At 63.6% G+C, this 21586-nt stretch carries 20 protein-coding genes; 4 read left to right on the forward strand and 16 right to left on the reverse strand.

The window, feature by feature from the left end:
- Positions 1–166: 166 nt before the first annotated feature.
- Complete coding sequence (locus ACP146_RS09685) at positions 167–1276, reverse strand: S-(hydroxymethyl)glutathione dehydrogenase/class III alcohol dehydrogenase (RefSeq protein ID WP_422366549.1); 1110 nt, start codon at positions 1274–1276, stop codon at positions 167–169.
- 211 nt (positions 1277–1487) lie between these two features.
- On the opposite strand from ACP146_RS09685, the gene ACP146_RS09690 reads away from it, so the two are divergent.
- The 3 genes from ACP146_RS09690 (at position 1488) to ACP146_RS09700 (ending at position 3524) form a co-directional block, all read left to right on the forward strand.
- Entirely contained in the window at positions 1488–2216 is a 729-nt protein-coding gene (locus ACP146_RS09690; RefSeq protein WP_422366550.1) for an aldolase, read from the forward strand.
- Between the two features lie 26 nt (positions 2217–2242).
- On the forward strand, positions 2243–2623 hold the full coding sequence (locus ACP146_RS09695; RefSeq protein ID WP_422366551.1) for a VOC family protein: 381 nt from the start codon (positions 2243–2245) through the stop codon (positions 2621–2623).
- 100 nt (positions 2624–2723) lie between these two features.
- On the forward strand, positions 2724–3524 hold the full coding sequence (locus ACP146_RS09700; RefSeq protein ID WP_425032503.1) for an alpha/beta hydrolase: 801 nt from the start codon (positions 2724–2726) through the stop codon (positions 3522–3524).
- A gap of 1 nt (position 3525) precedes the next feature.
- Here the strand turns inward: ACP146_RS09700 and ACP146_RS09705 are convergent, their stop codons facing one another.
- The 4 genes from ACP146_RS09705 to ACP146_RS09720 are packed head-to-tail and all read right to left on the reverse strand — an operon-like array spanning position 3526 to position 7458.
- Complete coding sequence (locus ACP146_RS09705; protein WP_422366553.1) at positions 3526–5148, reverse strand: NTP transferase domain-containing protein; 1623 nt, start codon at positions 5146–5148, stop codon at positions 3526–3528.
- On the reverse strand, positions 5145–5885 hold the full coding sequence (locus tag ACP146_RS09710; RefSeq protein ID WP_422366554.1) for an XdhC family protein: 741 nt from the start codon (positions 5883–5885) through the stop codon (positions 5145–5147). Before ACP146_RS09710 ends, ACP146_RS09705 begins: the two co-directional genes overlap by 4 nt.
- Positions 5882–6223, reverse strand: coding sequence for an XdhC family protein (locus tag ACP146_RS09715; protein ID WP_422366555.1), 342 nt, complete (start codon positions 6221–6223; stop codon positions 5882–5884). The genes ACP146_RS09710 and ACP146_RS09715 overlap by 4 nt, the downstream gene beginning before the upstream one ends.
- Positions 6217–7458, reverse strand: a complete 1242-nt coding sequence (locus ACP146_RS09720; protein WP_425032506.1) for a vWA domain-containing protein — start codon at positions 7456–7458, stop codon at positions 6217–6219. The genes ACP146_RS09715 and ACP146_RS09720 overlap by 7 nt, the downstream gene beginning before the upstream one ends.
- A 192-nt stretch (positions 7459–7650) precedes the next feature.
- Here ACP146_RS09720 and ACP146_RS09725 point away from each other — a divergent pair, with 192 nt between their 5' ends.
- Entirely contained in the window at positions 7651–7887 is a 237-nt protein-coding gene (locus tag ACP146_RS09725) for a hypothetical protein (RefSeq protein WP_422366557.1), read from the forward strand.
- Positions 7888–7977: 90 nt separating this feature from the next.
- Here the strand turns inward: ACP146_RS09725 and ACP146_RS09730 are convergent, their stop codons facing one another.
- From ACP146_RS09730 to ACP146_RS09780, 11 genes are all read right to left on the reverse strand, one after another.
- Positions 7978–9528: an alanine/glycine:cation symporter family protein gene (locus tag ACP146_RS09730; RefSeq protein ID WP_422366558.1), complete on the reverse strand. Its 1551-nt coding sequence runs from the start codon at positions 9526–9528 to the stop codon at positions 7978–7980.
- A 100-nt stretch (positions 9529–9628) separates the two neighbouring features.
- Complete coding sequence (locus ACP146_RS09735; RefSeq protein WP_422366559.1) at positions 9629–10063, reverse strand: universal stress protein; 435 nt, start codon at positions 10061–10063, stop codon at positions 9629–9631.
- Between the two features lie 236 nt (positions 10064–10299).
- Positions 10300–11892 carry a glucan biosynthesis protein gene (locus ACP146_RS09740; RefSeq protein ID WP_422366560.1) on the reverse strand — a complete coding sequence of 531 codons (1593 nt, stop codon included), beginning with the start codon at positions 11890–11892 and terminating at the stop codon, positions 10300–10302.
- Between the two features lie 134 nt (positions 11893–12026).
- A complete protein-coding gene (locus ACP146_RS09745; RefSeq protein ID WP_422366561.1) occupies positions 12027–12956 on the reverse strand; it encodes an AAA family ATPase in 930 nt (309 codons plus the stop codon).
- Positions 12957–13018: 62 nt separating this feature from the next.
- Complete coding sequence (locus ACP146_RS09750) at positions 13019–13357, reverse strand: YdbL family protein (protein ID WP_422366562.1); 339 nt, start codon at positions 13355–13357, stop codon at positions 13019–13021.
- A gap of 73 nt (positions 13358–13430) precedes the next feature.
- Positions 13431–13634: a YnbE family lipoprotein gene (locus tag ACP146_RS09755; RefSeq protein ID WP_422366563.1), complete on the reverse strand. Its 204-nt coding sequence runs from the start codon at positions 13632–13634 to the stop codon at positions 13431–13433.
- 150 nt (positions 13635–13784) lie between these two features.
- Positions 13785–16913: an intermembrane phospholipid transport protein YdbH family protein gene (locus tag ACP146_RS09760; protein ID WP_422366564.1), complete on the reverse strand. Its 3129-nt coding sequence runs from the start codon at positions 16911–16913 to the stop codon at positions 13785–13787.
- Between the two features lie 97 nt (positions 16914–17010).
- On the reverse strand, positions 17011–17805 hold the full coding sequence (locus ACP146_RS09765) for an FAD binding domain-containing protein (RefSeq protein WP_422366565.1): 795 nt from the start codon (positions 17803–17805) through the stop codon (positions 17011–17013).
- Between the two features lie 15 nt (positions 17806–17820).
- Positions 17821–20187, reverse strand: a complete 2367-nt coding sequence (locus ACP146_RS09770; protein ID WP_422366566.1) for a xanthine dehydrogenase family protein molybdopterin-binding subunit — start codon at positions 20185–20187, stop codon at positions 17821–17823.
- Positions 20188–20191: 4 nt separating this feature from the next.
- The gene (locus tag ACP146_RS09775; protein ID WP_422366567.1) at positions 20192–20659 is read right to left on the reverse strand and encodes a (2Fe-2S)-binding protein; all 468 of its coding nucleotides are present in this window, start codon (positions 20657–20659) and stop codon (positions 20192–20194) included.
- A 186-nt stretch (positions 20660–20845) separates the two neighbouring features.
- Positions 20846–21463 (reverse strand): CoxG family protein, encoded by a 618-nt coding sequence (locus tag ACP146_RS09780; protein ID WP_422366568.1) that lies wholly within the window; start codon positions 21461–21463, stop codon positions 20846–20848.
- Positions 21464–21586: the final 123 nt, after the last annotated feature.

Here is a 21586-nt window from a genome sequence, read left to right on the forward strand (position 1 = left end):
GAATCCGATCGCCATCAAACAGTTAGAGCAGATTCACCCTGTCGAATGGATCGCTAAAGCGATTCCATACGACAGGGACCTGCTCTAGGGCCAGGAAAGTTCCCGACGAATCGGTCCATCATACAGCTTTTTGCCGCTAGGCTCTAAAACCCGCGCGCTGGAGGTCTTAGAAGACCACGACGCTGCGGATCGACTTGCCCTCATGCATCAGGTCAAAGGCGCTGTTGATGTCCTCCAGGGGCATGGTGTGGGTGATCAGGTCGTCGATATTGATCTTGCCGTCCATGTACCAGTCGACGATCTGCGGCACGTCCGTGCGTCCGCGCGCACCGCCGAAGGCAGTGCCCTTCCAAACCCGTCCGGTGACCAGTTGGAAGGGGCGGGTGGCGATCTCCTGGCCGGCGCCGGCCACCCCGATAATGACCGAAACGCCCCAACCCTTGTGGCAGCACTCCAAGGCCTGGCGCATGGTGTTCACATTGCCGATGCACTCGAAGCTGTAGTCGGCACCGCCGCCGGTCAGCTCGACCAGATGGGCGACGAGATCGCCATCGAGATCCTTGGGATTGACGAAATGGGTCATGCCGAACTTCTCGCCCAGCGCTTTGCGCGCGGGGTTGAGGTCGACGCCGACGATCTTGTCCGCGCCGACGAGGCGCGCACCCTGGATGACGTTGAGGCCGATACCGCCAAGGCCGAAGACAACCACGTTGGCGCCGGGCTCCACCTTCGCGGTATTGATCACCGCGCCGACGCCGGTGGTGACGCCGCAGCCGATATAGCAGATCTTGTCGAAGGGCGCGTCCTCGCGCACCTTGGCCAGGGCGATCTCGGGTGCAACGGTGTAGTTGGCGAAGGTCGAGCAGCCCATGTAATGCAGCACCGGTTTGCCGTCGAAGGAGAAGCGGCTGGTGCCGTCGGGCATCAGGCCCTGGCCCTGGGTGGTGCGGATGGCCTGGCAGAGATTGGTCTTGGGATTCAGGCAGTACTCGCACTGGCGGCATTCGGGTGTGTAGAGGGGAATGACATGATCGCCCTTTTTCAGCGACGTGACCCCGGGGCCGGTATCGACCACGACACCGGCGCCCTCGTGGCCCAGGATTGCAGGAAACAGGCCTTCCGGGTCGTCACCGGAGAGCGTGAAGGCGTCGGTATGGCAGATCCCCGTGGCTTTCACTTCCACCAGAACTTCGCCCTCTTTCGGGCCTTCCAATTGAACCGTTTCGATTGATAAGGGTTTTCCGGCTCCGAAAGCCACCGCCGCGCGCACGTCCATCTCTTCAGCTTCCCCCTGGGTGCCTGAGTATTGCGAAAGGCTTGGTCTTGAGAATCGACCGCCTGTCAATCTAGTCTAAGCTGACGTTCGCCTGACCGCCATACCTGCCGCCATACCCGCACTACAGGCGGCCCGTGGCCAATTTGAAGGGCCGGGCGGGCCCTGAAGTCCAAGCCGACCCAGGCTTTGGCGCTGTATGAGGAGTTCTCGGATGGAAGACCCCCTGATCCAGGCAAGGATCGATCTCGCGGCGGCTTTGCGGTTGGCGGCGCGTTTCAACCTGAACGAAGGGATCTGTAACCACTTCAGCTACGCGCCGCCGGAAACGACGGATCGCTTTCTCGTCAACCCCTTCGGGATTCACTGGTCGCAGATTACCGCCAGCGACCTGCTGCTGGTCGACAATGCCGGCACCGTGCTGGAAGGAACCGGTGAGTTGGAGACGACGGCCTTCTGCATCCACTCGCGCATCCACATGCGTCACCCCAAGGCGGCCTGTGTGCTGCACACGCATATGCCCTATGCAACTACCCTTACGGCTTTGGAAGATACGCCGCTGGAGCCGATCAGCCAGAACGCACTGCGCTACTACAACGATGTTGCCTACGATCCGAACTACAACGGCATTGCCGGCGAGGTGGAGGAGGGCGACCGCATGGCCGAGGCGATGGGTGACAAGCGTGTTCTCTTTCTCGCCAACCACGGCATCATCGTCGTTGAGAACAGCATCGCCAAAGCTTTCGAAGATCTCTACTACCTGGAGCGTGCCTGTCAGGTACAGGTGCTGGCGCATTCGACCGGTCGCCCGCTGAAGCGGGTGACCGACAACATCGCGGCGACGACTTTCACCAAACCGGAGGTGGCCCTTGAATATGCCGAGGCGCATTTCTCCGCGCTCAAGCGATTGCTCGATGCCGAGGACGCCAGCTACGCAAACTGACCCAGTCCGCCTGAAAGGAATACGTGATGCACAAAAGCCGTCTTGCCGCCGTCGTGCTTGATTGCCCGGGCGATGACTTCGAGCGCGACGCCGCGTTCTGGGGCGAGGCGCTTGGCTGGCCCGCTCAGCCGCCGCGTGACGGCCAGGACCCGCGCTATCGCGATCTCAACACGCCGGCCGACTTTCCAAAACTGCTGCTTCAGCAGGTCGATCATCCCCCACGGGCCCACCTGGATATCGAAACCGATGACATCGAAGCGGAGGTCAAACGGCTGGAAGGGCTCGGCGCCAAGCGCGTTGCACAGGTCAGAACCTGGTGGGTGATGGAAGCCCCCAGCGGCCACCGTTTCTGCGTCGTGCGCCCGCAGCGCGACAACTTCGATGCCCAGGCCAAGACTTGGCCATAACGGATAGAATCACAGCTTTTGTAAATACTTGAACTCTATGATGCGCTATTGCCGGTATTAGGGATCAGAGCCGATGGGCGCGGGAGTGAAGGGCTTCTTCATGCTTTGGTTTTGGGGGTTGCTGGGCGCCTATTGCGTCGTGCTGGTGGTCATGTTCCTGGCCCAGCGCAATCTGCTTTATCCCGCGGCAATCGACGCGCCCAATCTGTCGGACCACAGCCTGCCGGAGTTGCGGGCCATAGAGACGGAGCCGGAGCCCGGTCTCAGGCTCACCCACTGGTTCCATCCGCCGACGTCGCCGGAGCAGCCGGTGATCCTCTATTTCCACGGCAACGCCGGACATCTCGGGGACCGGGTCGCCAAGATGCGCCCGCTCATCGACGCCGGCTTCGGCCTGCTGCTGACCGGCTATCGCGGCTACAGCGGCAACCCGGGCAAGCCGAGCGAGGATGGCTTGCGTGCCGACGCCCGCTCCGTTCACGACTGGCTGCTGGCTGAAGGTTTCGCGGCGGATCGGATCGTCATTTTCGGCGAGTCTCTGGGCACGGCGGTTTCGGTTGCCCTGGCCAGTGAACGGCCGCCGGCAGCCCTGGTGCTTGAGGCGCCGCCGAGTTCGATTGCGGATGTGGCAGCGGCCCATTACTGGTACCTGCCCGTAAGGCTCTTGATCCGCGATCCCTGGGATTCGATTGGCCGCATCGGCTCGATCGATGTGCCGCTCTTTTTGCTTCATGGCGAGCGGGATCACGTCGTTCCGGTGCGCTTTGGGCGCAAACTCTTTGCAGCGGCGAATGAGCCCAAGCAGGCGCTGTTTCATCCTTCCGCGCGGCACACCGATTTGCTGGACTACCGCGATGTCGTCGAGAAGGTGGTGGCCTTCATTCGTGCCAACGCGGGTTAGCCTAAGCGTCGAGGGCGGCCAGGGCTTCCGGGGTATCGACGTCGACCAGGACCGCGTCATCGTCCATCGGCACTTCGCAGACCAGTTCGGCATGGTCGCCGATCAGCGCGCGGGCACCGACATCGCCGGCCACTTCCTGCATCTCCGCGAAGAAGCGGCGGGCGAAGAGCACGGGATTACCGCGCTTGCCCTGCCAGGTCGGCACGCAGATGGCGCGGCCCTCCAGCGGATTGAAGGCTGCGATCAGCCGGTCGATGGCCTGCGGCGAGACTCTGGGCATATCGCCGAGGCAAACCAGTACGCCGTCGATCTCGTCAGGCAGGGCGGCCAGACCCCGCCGCAGAGAGGAGGAAAGGCCGCTGGCGAAGTCCGGGTTGTGGGTCAGCGCAAAACGGCCCTCGGGCAAGGCGGCCTCGACTGCCGCATAGTCGTGTCCGGTCACGACGGCGAGCGGACCGGCCTGGGAGGCCAGCAGGCTCTCGGCGGCATGGGCGACCATGGGCTTGCCGTCGACCGGCAGCAGCAATTTGTTGTCCCGGCCCATGCGCCGGGACTGCCCGGCCGCGAGGATCACCGCGGCGATCCGCGGGGCACGGGGTGCGCCGTCCGAGGTCTCGACGGCTTCGGCGCGGGGCAGCGGGCGGCTGGCAATCTCCTTCAGCAGGCCGCCGGCACCCATGCGCATGACAGCCCTCGGGGAAACTTCCAGCCCGGCGACAAGCCGTTGCAGGACCCAGTCGAAACCATTCAATTTGGGTGAGCGCGCGCAGCCGGGCAGGCCGACCACCGGCCGCTCCTTGAAGCGGCCCAGCAGCATCAGGTTTCCCGGATCGACCGGCATACCGAAGTGATCGATGCTTCCGCCGGCGGCTTCGAGGCCGCTGGGCAGTACATCGCGCCGGTCGATGATCGCTGAAGCGCCGGACATCAGGATGATGTCGCAACCGTCTGCAGAGAGCCTGCGCAGCGCCTCGGCAACCGCCCCTTCCTCGTGGCGGCAGCGGTGTTCCACCACAGCCTTGCAATCCAGCAGAGCCAGGCGCTGATTGGCGGTGTTCCGCGTCTTGTCGAGCAGACTCTCCTTGGTACCCGGCAGATGGGTTTGCAACAGCCCTACCTTGCGCGGTGCCAGGGCCGCAACCTGCAACAGAGGACCGCCGCGGCCAGCGACCGCCAGGCAGGCGTCCAGCACGTGGCGGGTGATGGCGAAGGGGATGATCTTGATGGTCGCCGCCATCTGCCGCGGTTCGACCAGGTCATAGGGCGTCAGGGTGGCGAGGGTGACCGCCTCATCGACGAGATTGAGGGCATCGATGCGCTCTCTCTCCGTCACCAGCACGCCGCGTTTTGCGACCATCAGGTTGCAGCGCCCGGTAAAACTGGCGGAGGCCGTCAAGCCGGCGCCGGTGATGGCATCGGCGAGCGCTGTGGCTGCCGCGTCTTCGTGAACCTCATCGGCTTCAAGGCGCGCGACGGTCAGCTCCTCGATTCCGGCCTCGCGCAGGGTCTCCACATCGGCTTCGGAAAGCCGTCGCCCTTTCTTGAAGGCGATGCCGGAGGCCTTCAGGGAATGGGCGAGGATGGTGTCCGCTGCCTCGCTGACCGGGACCGCACCGAAAATCATTCCGCTGCAGCCGCGCCGGGGTTGAGGGGATCTGCCTTCACCAAAGGCGGCGCGCCGTGCAGGGCCTGGGTCATCTGGGCCAGGATGGCGATGGCGATTTCCGCAGGACTCTTGGCGCCGATGGCGAGGCCGATGGGCCCGTGAATGCGTTCAAAACTTTCCTCTTCCAGACCGGAGTCACGCAAGCGGGCGAGCCGTCCGGCGTGGGTTTTCCGGCTGCCCAAGGCACCGATGTAGAAAGCCGAAGACCGCAGCGCGACGCCGAGGGCCGGGTCGTCGAGCTTCGGGTCGTGGGTCAGCACCACCACCGCACTGCGGTGATCGGGTGCCAGACTGTGCAGGGCTTCATCGGGCCAGCCCTCAACCATGTTGACGGCGGGAAACCTGTCACTGTTCGCCCAGGCCTTGCGCGGATCGACCAGGTACACATCGTAGCCTGCCAATCGCGCCATTGGGACCAACGCCTGACTGATGTGCACGGCGCCCACGACGATCAGGCGTAGCGGCGGGTTGTGGACGTGAACAAAGAGATCGCGGTCTTCCTTGAGGACACCGCTGCGGTCGCTTTGGATCGCCGCCGCAACGGCCGTCCGTTGGTCTGCGGTGAGCGGCAGACCGTCGTCTCCTTCGCCGTCGACGATCAGGGATTGGCGGCCATCCTTGAGGTTGGTGACTACTGCTGCCGGACGTTTCTCCGCCCGGGCGGCTTGCAGACGATCGAGCAGCGCGCGTTTCATTCCACGGCCTCGACAAAAACCTGAATGGTGCCGCCGCAGGCCAGACCGACCTCCCAGGCCTGCTCGTCGGAGACGCCGAACTCCAGCAGCTTCGCCGGAGCACCCCCCATGATGGCCTGGGCTTCGTGAACCACCGCGCCTTCGATGCAGCCGCCGGAGACCGAGCCTTGGAGCCGCAGCCCGTCATCGACGATCAACTGGCTGCCGACCGGCCGGGGGGAGGAGCCCCAGGTGCTGACCACAGTGGCGAGAGCGACCGCATGCCCTTCGTCGCGCCAGCGCAGCGCCTCGGCAAGCAGGTCTTCGCCGCCGCCTGTCATGTTCTCTTGCTTCACCATGACGTCCGTCCTTCTTCACGCCGAGCCGCTGTGCGGCTGAGAACCTTGGAGAGTTCTCTCAGGCTCTGCAGGTTGTGGATCGTGCGAAAATCGTCCACATGGCCGATCATCGCCTTTGCTCCCATGGATTTTGGTTCGTAGGCATCATAACGCAAGAGGGGGTTGAGCCAGATCAGCCGGCGGCAGGATTTGTGCAGCCGTTCGATCTCGCCCGACAAGCCCTCTGCGTTGTCGCGGTCCAGCCCGTCTGAGATCAGCAGCAGGACCGCACCCTGGCCCAGCACGCGCCGCGCCCAGGTCATGTTGAAGTCGCGCAGACAGGCGCCGATGCGGGTACCGCCCGACCAGTCGACAACGGAATCGGAGACTTTCTCCACCGCCACATCGACATCCTTGTGACGCAGGTGGCGGGTGATGTTGGTCAGCCTGGTGCCGAAGACGAAGCTGTGCACCCGGTCGCGGTCGTTGGTGATGGTGTGCATGAAATGCAGCAGCATGCGCGAGTAGCGGCTCATCGACCCTGAGATATCGCAAAGCATCACCAGGGGCGGGTGGCGTCGCCGCTGGCGTTTCCAGTGCAACGGAATGGTATCGCCGCCGCTGCGCAGCCCGGCCCGCATGGTCGCCCGCAGATCCGCCCTTTGGCCCTGTTGCGCCGGGCGAAAGCGCCGGGTCGGTACCTCCATGATCGGCAGGCGCATGGCCTGGATGGCACGCTTTGCCTCGGCCAGCTCGGCGGCGGACATTTTTTCGAAGTCGACTTCCTGCAAAACCTCCTTGCTGGAGAAGGTCATGACCGCGTCGATCTCGGTCTGCTCTTCCTCTTCCCGGACGGTGTCGTCATCGCCGTTCTTGGGACGGAAGACATCGGTCAATCGGCGGCTCAGTTCTTCGGTATTTTCCGGCTGTTGGCCGGCCAAGGGTGTGATGTCCGGCAGCAGCAGGCTCATGACCCGTTCCAGGATCTTGGGGTTGCGCCAGAACATGTGAAAGGCCTGATCGAAGAGCTCCTGCTGGTCGCGGCGGTTCACGAAGACAGAATGAAGCGTCCAGTAAAAGTCATCGCGCCGCGCCAGCCCGACCGTCTCGGTCGCCTTCAGCGCGTCCAGCACCTTGCCAGGGCCGACCGGCAGGCCTGCTGCCCTAAGGGTCCTGGCAAAGTAGAGAATGTTCTCCGCCAGGCGGCCGTCCTGTGGTTCTGAGTTCTGTGCCGAGGAGGTCATGGCGGCCAGCATATACCAAGGCGAGCGCCTGCGCCCAGGCCGCAGGGGCATTAGTTTCCCTAATTCGAGAGATGAGAAGAAGTCGTTTGTCCCTAGGGACTTAAGCGCGCACATCTAAACCCAGCGGAGATGGTATCGCGCCGGATCGTAGGGCTTTTGGCAGAAGTGCCGGCCGGCGCGGATTCCAAGCGAGGAGAAGCGAAGATGTCGAGTATTCATACCTCAATCCACCAACAGCCTTTCGGCGGTGCCGAAGAGGTTCTCGTGCGCAGGCTGCGCCGGGGCCTCGTGGCCCTTGCCGTCCTGGCCGTCGGCTTTCTGGTCTTCCAGGGCATCACCGCCCCGGACGACGTTTCAAAGGAGGGTATCGAGGCTTCGCCGGCAGTGGCGGCCGAGCAAACCTTCGACGGCCGCGGCAAGTGGACCGGCTACGCGCGTTGAGCCCAAGCGCAGAGAGAGTGAAACGAAAAACCGGCGGCTCGAGAGCCGCCGGTCTTCGTTTGCCCCGGATTTGGCCCGAGACTTGACAGGTCAGGCGCTGCTTTCGCTGCCTGCGTACTTTTTGATCTCGCCGCTCTTCAGGCGTGACCAGTAGGACGTCAGTTCCTCCTTCACCACCGGGAAGAGGATGTAGAGCCCGATGATGTTGGCGATCGACATGGCGAAGATCGCGGAGTCCGAGAAGTCGATCACCGGACCCAGGTTCATCGAAGCGCCGATCACCACGAAGATGCAGAAGATCAACTTGAACAGCAGGTCCATCGAACGGCTTTCGCCGAACAGATAGGTCCAGCACTTCGCCCCGTAGTAGGACCACGACAGCATGGTGGAGAAGGCGAAGAGGATCACCGCCACCGCCAGGATGTAGGGGAACCAGGAGAAGGCGCTCTCGAAGGCGAGGGAGGTGAGTTCCACGCCGCTCATGCCGCCGCCGGCGGTGTAGGTGCCGGTGATGACGATCACCAGCGCCGTCATGGTGCAGATCACGACCGTGTCGATGAACGGCTCATGGAGCGCCACCAGCCCCTCGGTGATCGGCTCCTTCGTGCGCACCGCCGAATGGGCGATGGAGGCCGAACCGATGCCGGCTTCGTTGGAGAAGGCCGCCCGCCGGAAGCCCTGGATCAGTGCGCCGATGGCACCACCCGCAACCCCTTCCGCGTGGAAGGCGCCGCCGATGATGGCGCCGAAGGCTGCCGGCACCTGGTCGATGTTCATGACGATGATGATCACCGCGGCTGCGCAGTAGATGACCGCCATGAAGGGTACGACCTTCTCGGTCACCTTGGCGATCGACTGAATGCCGCCGATGATGACCACACCCACCAGGCCGGCAACGATCAGGCCGAAGAGCCAACCCTTGTCGGCCATGAAGCTGTCGGCGCCGCCGGTCACATTGACGAACTGCTGGAACGACTGGTTGGCCTGGAACATGTTGCCGCCGCCGAGCGAGCCGGCGATGCAGCAGATGGCGAAGAACACCGCCAGGAACTTGCCGAGCCCGCCCAGGCCTTTCTCGCCGAGGCCTTTGCTCAGGTAGTACATCGGGCCGCCCGAAACCGTACCGTCCGGATATTCGTTGCGGTACTTCACACCCAGGGTGCATTCGGCGAACTTCAGCGACATGCCGAGGAAGCCGGCGACGATCATCCAGAAAGTCGCGCCCGGACCACCGATGGAAACGGCGATGGCGACGCCGGCGATATTGCCGAGACCGACGGTGCCGGAGAGTGCCGTCGCAAGCGCCTGGAAGTGAGAAACCTCGCCGGCGTCCTTCGGGTCTGAATAATCGCCCCGCACCAACTCGACCGCATGGCCGAAGGCCCGCACCGAGATGAAATTGAAGTACAGCGTCGCGAAGAGGGCGGCGACCACCAACCACACGACGATGACAGGAATGGCAATCTCATCGCTCACCGGAACCGAGTAGAAGATGACCCCGGCGATCGCGTTGGTGACCGGTGAAATCGTCTGGTTGATCCGTTCATCCAAGCTCAATTCGACCGCACCCGCGGCATCCTGGGCCCAGCTTGCCGGTGCCCAGAGCAATGCGGTCAGGAAGGCCGCTAGCAACTTTTTCATGGAAGCCTCGCTTTGTTTCTCGCCGCGATCCCCCCGCGGCCTGCCGTTCCTTTTGCCGGAACGGATTCTTTGACTTGGGGCTTTGCCCCGTCGGTTCCGTCTAGGGAATAACCGTTACCGGAACCGGTGAAATCTGCACCAGACTGCCGGCTGTACTGCCGAACAACAGCGCCTGCATCTTGGTCAGGCCGCGCCGTCCGATGAAGATCTGGCCGGCCTTTTCCTCGCTGGCGAGTTTGCTCAGCACCTCCGCCGCATGCCCGTGACGGACGATCCCCTTGGCTTCCACACCCTCGCCTTTGAGGGTTTCCAGAACCGGACCGATAACGTCGCTTTCGGCGCGGGAGATCTCTTCCTCCCGCCGCTTGTGGCGGACCTCGTTTTCCTGCGGTGTATTGAAACTGTAGGGCGACCACTCGATTACGTAGGCCACGATCAGGTTACCCTGACTTTCCTTGGCGCGTTTGGCCGCAAACTGCGCGGCACGCGTGCCCCCCTCGCTACCGTCGATGCCGACGAGCAATGTATCTGTCATATGTCCCCCACCTCTGCTCCGGCTTCCGCCCTGGAACGGGCAGCCGCCGCTGTTCATCGGTTATGATTTTTTTTTTTACGTTTGCACGAAAATCTAATGAACGCCAGGGTTAGATGGGTCAGGGAAATACAATTTTTACGTCAATGAAGGGGTGCGTAATTAGTCTTCGAGGCGTTATCCCGCGATGGCTCACCCGCGCGACCGGCCCCATATTCTGCCGTGCAGCGGCCGGTTCGTCAGCGGGGCGGATGGTATTGGTAGAGCCAGCTCTCGGTCAGTACCTTGCCGTCGAGTTCCATGTGGCAACGCAGTTCTACCGGCTCCGGGCCATCGACTGTAAGGTCGAAGGAGGCAAGCCAGCGCGGCGTGTACCAAACCGGGTCTGAGCGCCTCAGGCTGATCTCTCCGCGCGAGGCCGTCGCCACCACCTCCGGACGGGCGCCCCAGGGGATGTCGGCCAAGCTGGCGCCGTCGAATTCGACCGCGAACTTGACCACGCCGGGCGGTCGCGGTTTGCCGGCCTCGCCGCCGCGGCCGGTGCGGGTCGCGACACAGCGTGCCAGCTCGACCGCCGGATAGAAGGGCTCGAACTCCTCCCAATGCAGGCGGTAGCGGTAGGTGAGGCTGCTGCCCGCCCGCGCCGTTTCGCTCGGCAGCCAATAGGCGACGATGTTGTCGTGAATTTCATCGTCGGTCGGCAGTTCGATAAGCTGCACCGCCCCGCTGCCCCAGGACCCCAGGGGTTCAACCCAGCAACTGGGGCGGTGGTGGTAGTTCACGCCGTCCAGATAATGGTCGTAGTTGCGGTCTCTCTGCGAGAGCCCAAAGCCCAGGGGATTGCGGTCCTGGAAGCTGGAGGTGATCGGGCGGTCGGGATTGTTGAGGGGGCGCCAGATGCGCTCCCCAGCACCGGTCCAGAGGGCCAGGCCATCGGAGTCATGTACTTCGGGGCGCCAGTCCATCAGCCGCTGGTCGCCGTACTCGCCGTACCAGAACATGGAGGTCAGCGGCGCGATGCCCAGCCGGGCGATATCACGCCGGATGAAGAGCCGTTTCTCAACCTCCATAACCACGCCGCGCTGGCGCGACATGACGAAGCGATAGGCGCCGGTCAGGCTCGGGCCTTCCAGCAGGGCATAGACGACCTGGGGATCGCCCTCGCGCTGGGTCGGGGTGAACCAGAACTGTGTGAAGTCGGGAAACTCTTCGGGCCCCGGGTCGCCGACATTGAGGGCGATACCGCGGGCTGAAAGGCCGACCTGGCCGAGAGCGCCGACGCTGCGAAAATAGGAGGCGCCGACAAAGGTCACCCAGGGTTCCCGCTGACGCCAGTCGCCGGAGCGGCGGGATTCCTGAACCCAGAAGCCGGCAAAGGCCGAGGCGCCGGAAGGAAGGCCCGCCGCCGGATGGCCCTCCGGCACCGTGAAATAGTCCGTTTCGTAGAGAACCTCCTGGGCCTGACCGTCTTCTACCTTGTGCATGCGGATCGACTTGGGGAAGTAGCGGCCGAGATGCACGAAGGTGATGGGATAGACGCTGCCCTCACGGCCCCAGAGCGCATATTCGGGCTTCAGGCGCAGCTTGCCATGGGCATCGTAGTCGATCTGCTCGACCAGTTCCGGCGCCGGTCTCGGCGGCTCCTGATAGGGCTGGGCGGCAAGGGCCTGGGCGTACTCGATCAGCCAGGCCCAGTCGAAACGCCTGGCGGGGCCCAGGCGCAGCGCGGGGGTTTGGGCATAGGCCGCATTGGGGACCAAGGTTGAGGCCCAGGCGGGCGTTGTCAGAAGGGCGCCCAGCGTGGCCAGGGACTGGCGACGGGATAGAGTCATGGTCGATCATCTGAAAGCTGTTCAGGACCGCCAGGATATGGGGAGAAAATGCCTAGTGGGCTGTGTGATTCCGGTGACTTGAGGGCCGATCGTGACGGAATCCGTGAAAACCCGCCCGCCTGGCCGATCCGAAGTCAGGCGATGGCCACGCCTGTAAGCTCCGACTTCACATCGCTCAGCAGACGTGCTGCCTCGCTGCCCTGGATCTTGGCGATGTCGTCCTGATACTTCAGCAGCACGCCCAGGGTGTCGTCGATGGCTTGGGGGTCGAGGGCGACCTTGTCGAGCTGGGTCAGGGCTTCGGCCCAGTCCAGTGTCTCGGCGATGCCGGGCAGCTTGAAGAGGTCTTCCTTGCGCAGAGCCTGAACGAAGGAGACGATCTCCTGCGACAGCTTTGCCGGTGCCGCCGGGGCTTTTACGGTCAGGATCTCCAACTCACGCTCGGCGGTCGGATAGTCTATCCAGTGATAGAGGCAGCGCCGCTTCAGGGCGTCGTGGATCTCCCGCGTGCGGTTGGAGGTGACGATAACGATCGGCGGCGCGGCGGCGGCGATGCTGCCCAGTTCGGGAATGGTGATCTGATAGTCCGAAAGGACCTCCAGCAGGAAGGCCTCGAAGGGCTCGTCGGTGCGGTCGAGTTCGTCGATCAGCAGGACCGGTGCGCCCCGGTCATCCGGCCGAAGGGCCTGAAGCAGGGGGCGTTCGATGAGGAACCGCTCGTCGAAAATGTCGTTGGTCAGGCTGGCCCGGTCGCCGGCGCCGGCGGCCTCGGCGACGCGGATCTCGACCATCTGGCGCGGATAATTCCATTCGTAGACGGCGGCGGCAACATCAAGCCCTTCGTAGCATTGCAGCCGAACGAGACGGCGGCCCAGGGTCTCGGCCAGCACCTTGGCGATCTCGGTTTTGCCGACCCCGGCTTCGCCCTCCAGGAACAGCGGGCGCCCAAGCTTCAAGGCGAGGAACAGAACGGTGGCCAGGCTACGCTCGCCCACGTAGTTGCCGCCTGACAACAGGGCCAGGGTTTCGTCCACGGAGGCGGGTAGGGGGCTTTTGTCGCCCATCGGTCAGGCTCTCACTTTGTCATGCTGGTGTTGTCGGGTGCGGGAGAAGATGGCCAATGCCGCTATTTCTGCAGCCACTCGCCGTCCTTGGTCAGAAACCAGGTCCCGGCGGGTACCTGTTCCAGAATTTCCTGAGCATAAACCATCCCCACCTGGGTGGTTGGGACGCCCTGCTTGTTAGCCTGCTCGACATAGATCGCCAACCGCTTCTCGTTGACCTTCTCAACGAAGTCAGCGACGCCGGAGTCGCGAGCGACCGCCAGGCCGTTGAATTTCTCACCCACCTGTCCGCTGGCGCGCAGATCGTCCAGCGACTGCGCTGCGGCCGGGGTTGCCAGCATCGCCAGGGCGACCAGGGCCGCCGCCAGAATGGGTGTCAGTGAGGACCAGAACCGCGTCATACCATCTTCCTTTGGAATAATATCCGTCTCCATTTTGCCGCAAGCCGGCGGGCGGGTGCCCGCCCTGCTTCTGCTAAAAGATATCCGGGTTGCTTTCGATATCCTTATCGGCTTGTTCTTCAAGTTTTACGCGGACTTCGGCATCTAATTTCACATTCAGGTTTATCGTGATGGGTTCTTTCGGCGCTTCCACCTGCACGGTCGGCGTACAGGCCGAAAGTGCGAGGCAAACCAAAGTTCCGACAAGGACCGCTTCACGGCCGGGAACGACGTACAAATCCGTATCTCCCCTCAAAAAATCGCTCTCGGACGGAAAGCGACAACACAATATATCAGCCTCCAGCGGGCCTATCCATTGGCCCTTGATACTACGCGGGATCCGATGAAAGCATCCCCGGCGGTGGCGGCCGGCGGCGGAAAGCAACGGTCAGTCACTCAAGCGCCAGGCCCGGCGCAGCGCCTCATCCGACAGGGAGTATCCCTGGCGCAGCGCCTCCAGCACGCTGGTCAGGTTACTCTCAAGGTTGATGTTGAACTGGAAGGGTTGCCCGTCCAGCACCGTGGGATTACTGCCCAGGATCGACAGCAGTACCTGGGCCTCGTTGCCCGCTGTCTTATTGAGCTTCACCGAGAGACTTTCGTAACGGAAATCCTCCAGTGCCTTGATGGCCAGCTCGACTGTTTTACCGCCGCCGGCGAGGGCGGAGGCCAACGCCTGTGAGCGAATGGAGAGAACCCCCGGACCTTGAGCGGCAAGAACACCGTCTTCGATGACGACACTTTGGTCTTCGAAGGCGACCGGGATGCGTCCGGCAAGCACGCCGCTGCCGGAAAGCCCTTCGATCTCGATCAGCCTGAAGAAGGTCGCAAGATCCAGGTTATTGGTTGCCAGGGCGACGCTGTTTCGTGCCGCCGCCGGGTCCAGCGTCGTCGGTTCCACTTGCCAGTCGGCGCCGCCCAGGTCAAATCCGCCCCCGATTATCTCCAGATGCGGTTGGGGTTCCTGATCCAGGCTGAAGCGCAGGTCGATGTCCTCGACCGGGGCGCCGGCATCGATCCGCCCGATGGTCAGCCGCTGATTCTTGGCGCTGCTGAGCGGCAGAAGACTCGTCAGGGCAAGATCCAGGGAGAGGTTCTGGAACCTGACACCCTCGATGCCGAAGGAAAGGTTGCGCAGGCCAAGGGTCCCGCTTTCGGCCGCCGCATTGCGCGGCCAGGAAAGAGCCGCCTCGGCCGTGACATCGCCCGCGACATCGGCCAGGACTGCCAGGGCGGGCGCGATATCGGCCGGTTGCAGACCGCCCGGCGCAAACTGCACCGGATCGACGCGAAGCTTTGCCTTTGCGGTTCCCGCGTCGTTATAGCGCAGATCGACTTCGGCGACCTTCAGGTCACCGTCGATCAGGCGGGCGGCGGCATCGATATCGTAGCCGCCCCCGCGGCGCCGCAGCTTTCCGTCGACGATCAGGGGGGAAAGCCGGGCGGGCTTGGCATCGAGTGTGACCGGTTGGGCCGCGAAACGACTCTCCACCGGTCTGAGATCCCGGTCCAGCCGGGTGTTGGCGGTAAGTCTCTTGATACCGAACCCATAAGCCGGGATCGCAGTGTCGGCAATCTCTGCCGCTATCTCTGCGGCGTGGCCTTCCACCGGGTCGAAGGTACCGCCGAAGGTGACGGCGGTGCGGCCGAGCTCGACGTCGAGCGCTTCGCCTGCCGCCGGTTCCACCCGGGCCTTTACCGATGCCGTCCGACTGCCCAGACGGTAGCGGTAGCGGGCAGTCCCTTCCTCCGGCGCCAGGGTGGCCCGGTCGATTGCCAGACGAACCGGTTCGTTCAGGCGCAGGGGAAGGTCGCCGCTCAGTTGGCGAAGACGAAGGCTCCCCGGTTCCGCAAGCGCCAGGGAGATGCCCTTTGCATCCAGTGCCACGGTCAGGGGAAGATTGGCTGAAACCCCGCGCGCTTCACGGTCCCCCAAGCGAAAGCGTTCCAGTGTCGCCTCGACCGCCAGGCTGCCGTCCAATTCGGCAAGGGCGCCGTTCTGATCCATGAGCGCCGATCCTTCGAGCGCCAGGGAAGCGGAAACGCCTTGTTCACTGGTGAAGCCGGTTGTGGCGGTTATTTCCGCTTTTCGAGGCGGCCAGGCCGGTTGCAGGTTCAAGCGAAACGGCTGGCTGCCCTGCGCGGCAACGGAAACCGAAAGGCCCGATGTCAACAGAGGCAGGACATCGTTGGGGATGCCGAGGTCCCTCAGATTGCGTTCGGAGGGCGTGCCGATCTGCAGCGCGCTGTCGTCGCTCAGTGTGATCTCCAGCGCATTCTCCCGCAGCTTTGCCGTTACCGGCAGGTGGGCGGATATGCCGCTGCTTCCCTCTTTCAGCGCGACCTCGGCGAGGATTACTTCGCCGACCAGGTCAGCGGCTGCAGTCTGCGGCAGGGCTTTGAGGTCTTGCCATCGCTCGGGGCGCGGACTTCCCGGCGGCAGGCTGGCGGACAGCTCTGCGACAAGCGTGGCCCTTCCTTCAGCGAGTGCTTCTTCCGCAAGCGGCAGGTAGGCGGCGAGGCCGCCGCTGGTCTGCAGCTCCGCCGCGGTCGCCAGGGTGAGGCCCATCTCGCCGGCCTCCGAACGAACGGCCCCTTTGGTGTCGAGAAGCAGACTCTCCCCCGGCCCCGTGAGACTGGCCTCAAGGGTAAAACCGGAAAGCTCGCCGCTGACCAACACCCGGCCTTCGGTCAGGTTGAGGGCAGCCGCATCGGCAGGCCGGTAGTTCAGGTTCTGCAGCTTCAGGTCGGCGGTAATATCCGGCGCGCCTTCTGCGTCGGCGGTCAGATCGATTGAGCCGGTGAGAGCACCGACGGCGATGCTCTGCCAGTCGATTTGACCTTGGTCGATCTGCGCTTTTACCACCAGGGACCCGTCGGCGGAGAGCCGGGTCTCGACGCTGGCGGAGAGGCGGCCCTGTTCGGCCGCGGCGCGGGCGGAGAGCTGTCCGACGAGATCGCCGCCGGTGTGTGGCTCAAGCGTTCCGTCGACGTCGACCGCCATAGGGCCGGCTCCGGTCTCGGCGATCACCTGGGCATCGCTCAGGTGCAGAGCCGGCAGGCTATCCAGTGACCCATCCAGCGCCGTTGTGCCGGAGGTGTCGCCTGGGGCCGCTGTTTCCTGTGCATCGACGATTGGCTGCAGGCTGCCAAGCATGGGGCCTTCGCCGGTCAGGTCCAACCGAAGCCGGAGGCCGGCAATCGTGATCCGCTCCGGATTGACGGAAAGAGCCCCGGCGTTGAAGGCAACCTCGATGCGGCTTGCGAAGAGTTCGTTCGCGGTGCCGAGTTGTACTCTCTCGAAGACCAGACTTCTGGTGTCCAGCCTGCTGACGGCCAGGGATTCGACGGCGATCCCCTGGTCTTTCAGATAGAAGCGGGCTGCGGCGGCGGCGATCTCCTGACGAAAGATCAGAATGCAGACAAACAACAAGAGCAGGATGGCCGCCGCATAGCCAAGCCACCGCCAAAAACCCCGTTTGGGGCGGGTTTCAGGGGCGGTTTGGGGGCCATTCATGGGCACAAGCTAGCCCAGAGAGGGTAGTCTGAGGAAACGGAAAAGAAAGGGCCGGCCCCATAAGGACCGGCCCTGACAAACCCGGAGGACCTGGCGGTCAGCCGGCTGCGGCGGCAGCCCGGCGCAGCATGACGTTCACCAGATTAGCGCGGTACTCAGAAGACGCATGCAGGTCGCTGTTGAGGCCGTCTGCGGCAACGCTGACGTTGGCCACGGCGTCGGCGGAGATTCCGCTGCCCAATGCCGATTCCGCATCGCTGAGGCGGAACACACAGGGGCCTGCGCCGGTGACCGCCACGCGGGTTCCCGCCGGTCCCGTTGCGACCATCACACCGACGATGGCATAGCGCGAGGCCGGGTTGGCGAACTTTGCGTAGCCAGCCTTCTCAGGAACGGGAAAGGCAACGGCGGTGATGATTTCGCCGTCGTCCAGCGCCGTTTCGAACATGCCGGTGAAGAAATCGTCGGCGGCGATCTCACGCTTGTTGGTGCGGACCGTCGCTCCCAGGCCGACCAGGGCGGCAGGGTAATCCGCCGCCGGGTCGTTGTTGGCGATGGAGCCGCCGATGGTGCCGCAGTTGCGCACCTGGGCGTCACCGATCCCTTCCGCCAAATGCGCGAGGGCCGGAATCTTGGCCTTCACCGTGGCGTCCTTGGCGACCGCGGCGTGGGTCGTCATGGCCCCGACCACGACGGCCCCGCCCTCTTCGCAGATGCCTTTCAACTCGCCGATGGCGCCGAGATCGACAAGGTCGCTGGGACTGGCCAGCCGCTGTTTGAGGGTCGGGATCAGGGTCATGCCGCCGGCCAGGATTTTGCCGTCGTCAGCGCCGGAAAGAGCGGAGGCGGCGGCATCGATCGAACCCGGCCGATGATGATTGAAGTCGTACATGTTTTGCGTCTCCCCTTATTCCGCGGCCATCTTCTGTTCGTTGGCCAACCGCCAGACCTTCTCGGGGCTGGCGGGCATGTCCATGGACAGAATGCCGAGTGCATTGGTGATGGCGTTGATGGTGGCAGCCGGTGCGGCAATAGCGCCCGCTTCACCGCAACCTTTGACGCCCAAGGGATTGTGGGTACAGGCCGTCTCGGTCAGGCCGACGCGGAAGGACGGCAGGTCGTCGGCCCGGGGCATGCAGTAGTCCATGTAGGACCCGGTCAGAAGCTGACCGCTGTCGGCGTCATAGACGCAGTTTTCGAGCAGGGCCTGGCCGACGCCTTGTGCGATACCGCCGTGGACCTGACCTTCGACCACCATCGGGTTGATCACCTTGCCGAAATCGTCGACGGCAACCCAATCCACGATCTCGGTAACGCCCGTGCTGGGATCGATCTCCACCTCGCAGATATGCACACCGGCGGGGTAGGTGAAGTTCAGCGGATCGTAGAAGGCCGTCTCATCGAGGCCGGGCTCTACGTCTTCCGGATAGTTGTGCGGCACATAGGCGGTGAAGGCGACCTCGGCGATCGACTTTTCCTTGTCGGTGCCGGCCACCCGGAAGGTGCCGTTTTCGAACTCCACGTCTTCGACCGAGGCCTCCATCAGGTGCGCCGCGATCTTGCGCGACTTCTCGATGATCTTGTCGCAGGCGCGCGAGATCGCCGAACCGCCGACCGCCAGAGACCGCGAGCCGTAGGTGCCCATGCCCATGGGGATCGAGCCGGTGTCGCCGTGTACGATCTCCACGTTCTCGATGGGAATGCCGAGGGTATCGGCAACCAGTTGCGAGAAGGTGGTCTCGTGCCCCTGACCGTGGCTGTGGGAACCGGTGAAGACCGAGACCGAGCCGGTGGCGTTGAAGCGGACCTGCGCCGATTCCCAAAGCCCGACGCCGGCGCCCAGCGAACCGACCACCGCCGAGGGGGCGATGCCGCAGGCTTCGATGTAGGACGAGAAGCCGATGCCTCGAAGCTTGCCCTTGGCTTCAGAGGCCGCCTTGCGCCCGGCGAAGCCGTCGTAGTCGATCATCTCCAGGGCTTTGGTCAGCGAAGCGTCGTAGTCGCCAATGTCGTATTGCAGAGCGACCGGCGTCTGGTAGGGGAACTGGTCGGGCTGGATGAAGTTGCGGCGGCGGATTTCCGCCGGATCAATACCCATTTCCCGGGCCGCGACTTCGACCAGGCGCTCGACAACATAGGTGGCTTCCGGCCGTCCGGCGCCGCGGTAGGCGTCCACCGGCGCGGTGTTGCTGAAAACCGCCTTCACATTGGCGAAGATCACCGGTGTCGTGTACTGTCCGGCCAGCAAGGTCGCGTAGAGGTAGGTCGGCACGGAGGTTGAGAAGCTCGACAGATAGGCGCCCATGTTGGCCGTGGTGTCGACCTTCATGCCCAGGAACTTGCCGTTCTCATCCATGGCCAGTTGGGCATGGGTAATGTGGTCGCGTCCATGCGCGTCGGAGGTAAAGCTCTCGGAGCGGTCGGCGGTCCACTTGACCGGCGCCTTCACTTTCTTCGAGGCCCACATGCAGACCGTTTCTTCCGCATAACAGAAGATCTTGGAACCGAAGCCGCCGCCCACGTCCGGGGCAATGACCCGAAGCTTGTTCTCGTTCAGGCCGAAGACAAAGGCACAGAGAATGAGCTTCAGCAGGTGCGGGTTCTGGCTGGTTGAATAGAGCGTGAAGCTGTCGGTGCCCCCGTCGTAGTCGCCGAGCGCTGCGCGGGGCTCCATGGCATTGGGGATCAGGCGGTTGTTGACGAGATCCACCTTGGTCACGTGATGCGCCTTGGCGAAGGCCGCATCGGCCTCGGCCTCGTCGCCCAGAACCCAGTCGTAGCAAAGGTTGCCCGGCGCCTCCTCGTGCAGCTGCGCCGCGCCGGAGTCCAGGGCTGTTCCGGTACCGGAAACGGCCGGCAACTCGCCGTAGTCGACCTCGACCAGTTCGCCGGCATTGCGCGCGGCGTCGTAGGTCTCAGCGATGACGACGGCGACGTGATCGCCCACATAGCGGGCCTTGTCGCGGGCCAGCGGAAAATGCGGCGGCGCCTTATGCGGCTCGCCGTGGCGGTCGTTGACGACCCAGCCGCAGGGCAGGGAGCCGACGTTGTCGGCAGCCATGTCGGCCCCGGTGAAGACCGCAACCACGCCCTCGGCGGCCTCGGCGGCGGACTTGTTGATGCCGTTGATGGTGGCGTGGGCGTGGGGCGAACGGACGAAGTAGGCGTGCAACTGTCCCGGACGGTTGATGTCGTCGGTATAGCGGCCCTGGCCGGTGAGAAAACGGAAGTCTTCCTTGCGCTGAACGCTGGCGCCGATTCCTGTTTCTGACATTGCCCTATCCCCTCATGTTTTCTGCGGCGGACTGGATCGCCTTGACGATGTTGTGATAGCCGGTGCAGCGGCAGATGTTGCCTTCCAGCCATTCACGGATCTCGCCCTCATCGGGGTTGGGGTTCTTGTTCAGCAGATCCACCGCCGACATCACCATGCCCGGGGTGCAGAAACCGCACTGCAGGCCGTGATGCTCGCGAAAAGCCTCCTGCATTGGATGGAGGCCGCCATTGCTTGCCAGGCCTTCGATGGTCGTTACCTCGGTACCGTCGGCCTGCTGGGCCAGCATGGTGCAACTTTTGATGGACTCGCCGTCGACATGGACGACACAGGCGCCGCATTGGCTGGTATCGCAGCCGACATGGGTGCCGGTCAGCGAAAGCTGCTCGCGCAAAAACTGAACAAGCAGTGTACGGCCTTCAACCTCGCCCGTAACCGCCCGCCCATTGACTGTCATCGAAACAGTGGGCATGGGGATCTCCCTTCATTGACCTCCGAACGGAATGTCCGGTTATCTTTGTTTTCTTGACCACGCGGCTGCCCCTGCTGCCCGCGGTCCCTGTATGCTTAACCTGTTCTAAGTCTGTTGCCGCAGCCAATTCAGGTCAAGGGCTGCGGCGGTATCCCAGGTGATACTTTGGTCTAGCCTGTCGCCTTGCTAGAGCGCAAAAACCGCAAGCAAAATCAGCACGACCACCAACAGCCCGGTGATCCAGACCCCCAAAGACGCGCCGGCACCCACATCGGCATCCGCGTCGGTCTCCGCCGCTGGCGGCTGCGCTGCCGCGGCAGGTTCGGCCGCCGCTGCCGCTGGTTCGGCTGCCGGTTCCGGGGCGGGTCCGCCGACGGTCTCGGCAAAACGGGAAAAGAAGTCATCCGCCATTTTTTTGGCGGTGCCGTTGATCAAACGAGACCCGATCTGCGCCAGCTTGCCGCCGACCTGTGCGTCGACGTCATAATTCAGCAATGTTGCGTCGCCGTCCTCATCCAGGCTCACCTTGGCCCCACCCTTGGCAAAGCCCGCGGCGCCGCCCTTTCCCTCGCCGGAGATGGTATAGCCTCTTGGCGGATCGAGGTCGCTCAGGGTAACGGCGCCGGCAAAACGCGCCGAAACCGGCCCGACCTTGGCCTTTACCTTGGCCGTGAAAGACGTGTCGGAGGTTTTCTCGATCTCTTCGACACCCGGAATACAGGCGCGCAGTACCTCGACATCGTTCAAGGCTTCCCAAACCGCCTCTCGCGGCGCCTCGATGCGGTATTGGCCGGTCATCTGCATGATTTTCGGAAATCCCTCTTGAAACACATCTCTCTGACTGGGCTTTAACAGCCGAGCACCAGAATTGCCGGATCACCCCGGCTGTTCAAGCCCTACCTTCGATCCATATAGGAACATCGGTGG

It is taken from the genome of Pelagibius sp. (assembly GCF_965249265.1).
In the GTDB taxonomy this organism is placed as follows: Bacteria; Pseudomonadota; Alphaproteobacteria; order Kiloniellales; family Kiloniellaceae; genus Pelagibius.

Excerpts from the sequence above, each read along its gene's own strand:
- ACP146_RS09720 (WP_425032506.1), bottom strand. The coding sequence starts at position 7,458 with ATGCTGGCCGCCATGACCTCCTCGGCACAGAACTCAGAACCACAGGAC.
- ACP146_RS09695 (WP_422366551.1), top strand. The coding sequence starts at position 2,243 with ATGCACAAAAGCCGTCTTGCCGCCGTCGTGCTTGATTGCCCGGGCGAT.
- ACP146_RS09715 (WP_422366555.1), bottom strand. The coding sequence starts at position 6,223 with ATGGTGAAGCAAGAGAACATGACAGGCGGCGGCGAAGACCTGCTTGCC.
- ACP146_RS09690 (WP_422366550.1), top strand. The coding sequence starts at position 1,488 with ATGGAAGACCCCCTGATCCAGGCAAGGATCGATCTCGCGGCGGCTTTG.
- ACP146_RS09705 (WP_422366553.1), bottom strand. The coding sequence starts at position 5,148 with ATGATTTTCGGTGCGGTCCCGGTCAGCGAGGCAGCGGACACCATCCTC.
- ACP146_RS09760 (WP_422366564.1), bottom strand. The coding sequence starts at position 16,913 with ATGAATGGCCCCCAAACCGCCCCTGAAACCCGCCCCAAACGGGGTTTT.
- ACP146_RS09775 (WP_422366567.1), bottom strand. The coding sequence starts at position 20,659 with ATGCCCACTGTTTCGATGACAGTCAATGGGCGGGCGGTTACGGGCGAG.
- ACP146_RS09770 (WP_422366566.1), bottom strand. The coding sequence starts at position 20,187 with ATGTCAGAAACAGGAATCGGCGCCAGCGTTCAGCGCAAGGAAGACTTC.
- ACP146_RS09780 (WP_422366568.1), bottom strand. The coding sequence starts at position 21,463 with ATGCAGATGACCGGCCAATACCGCATCGAGGCGCCGCGAGAGGCGGTT.
- ACP146_RS09765 (WP_422366565.1), bottom strand. The coding sequence starts at position 17,805 with ATGTACGACTTCAATCATCATCGGCCGGGTTCGATCGATGCCGCCGCC.
- ACP146_RS09710 (WP_422366554.1), bottom strand. The coding sequence starts at position 5,885 with ATGAAACGCGCGCTGCTCGATCGTCTGCAAGCCGCCCGGGCGGAGAAA.
- ACP146_RS09740 (WP_422366560.1), bottom strand. The coding sequence starts at position 11,892 with ATGACTCTATCCCGTCGCCAGTCCCTGGCCACGCTGGGCGCCCTTCTG.
- ACP146_RS09685 (WP_422366549.1), bottom strand. The coding sequence starts at position 1,276 with ATGGACGTGCGCGCGGCGGTGGCTTTCGGAGCCGGAAAACCCTTATCA.
- ACP146_RS09735 (WP_422366559.1), bottom strand. The coding sequence starts at position 10,063 with ATGACAGATACATTGCTCGTCGGCATCGACGGTAGCGAGGGGGGCACG.
- ACP146_RS09730 (WP_422366558.1), bottom strand. The coding sequence starts at position 9,528 with ATGAAAAAGTTGCTAGCGGCCTTCCTGACCGCATTGCTCTGGGCACCG.
- ACP146_RS09750 (WP_422366562.1), bottom strand. The coding sequence starts at position 13,357 with ATGACGCGGTTCTGGTCCTCACTGACACCCATTCTGGCGGCGGCCCTG.
- ACP146_RS09725 (WP_422366557.1), top strand. The coding sequence starts at position 7,651 with ATGTCGAGTATTCATACCTCAATCCACCAACAGCCTTTCGGCGGTGCC.
- ACP146_RS09700 (WP_425032503.1), top strand. The coding sequence starts at position 2,724 with ATGCTTTGGTTTTGGGGGTTGCTGGGCGCCTATTGCGTCGTGCTGGTG.
- ACP146_RS09745 (WP_422366561.1), bottom strand. The coding sequence starts at position 12,956 with ATGGGCGACAAAAGCCCCCTACCCGCCTCCGTGGACGAAACCCTGGCC.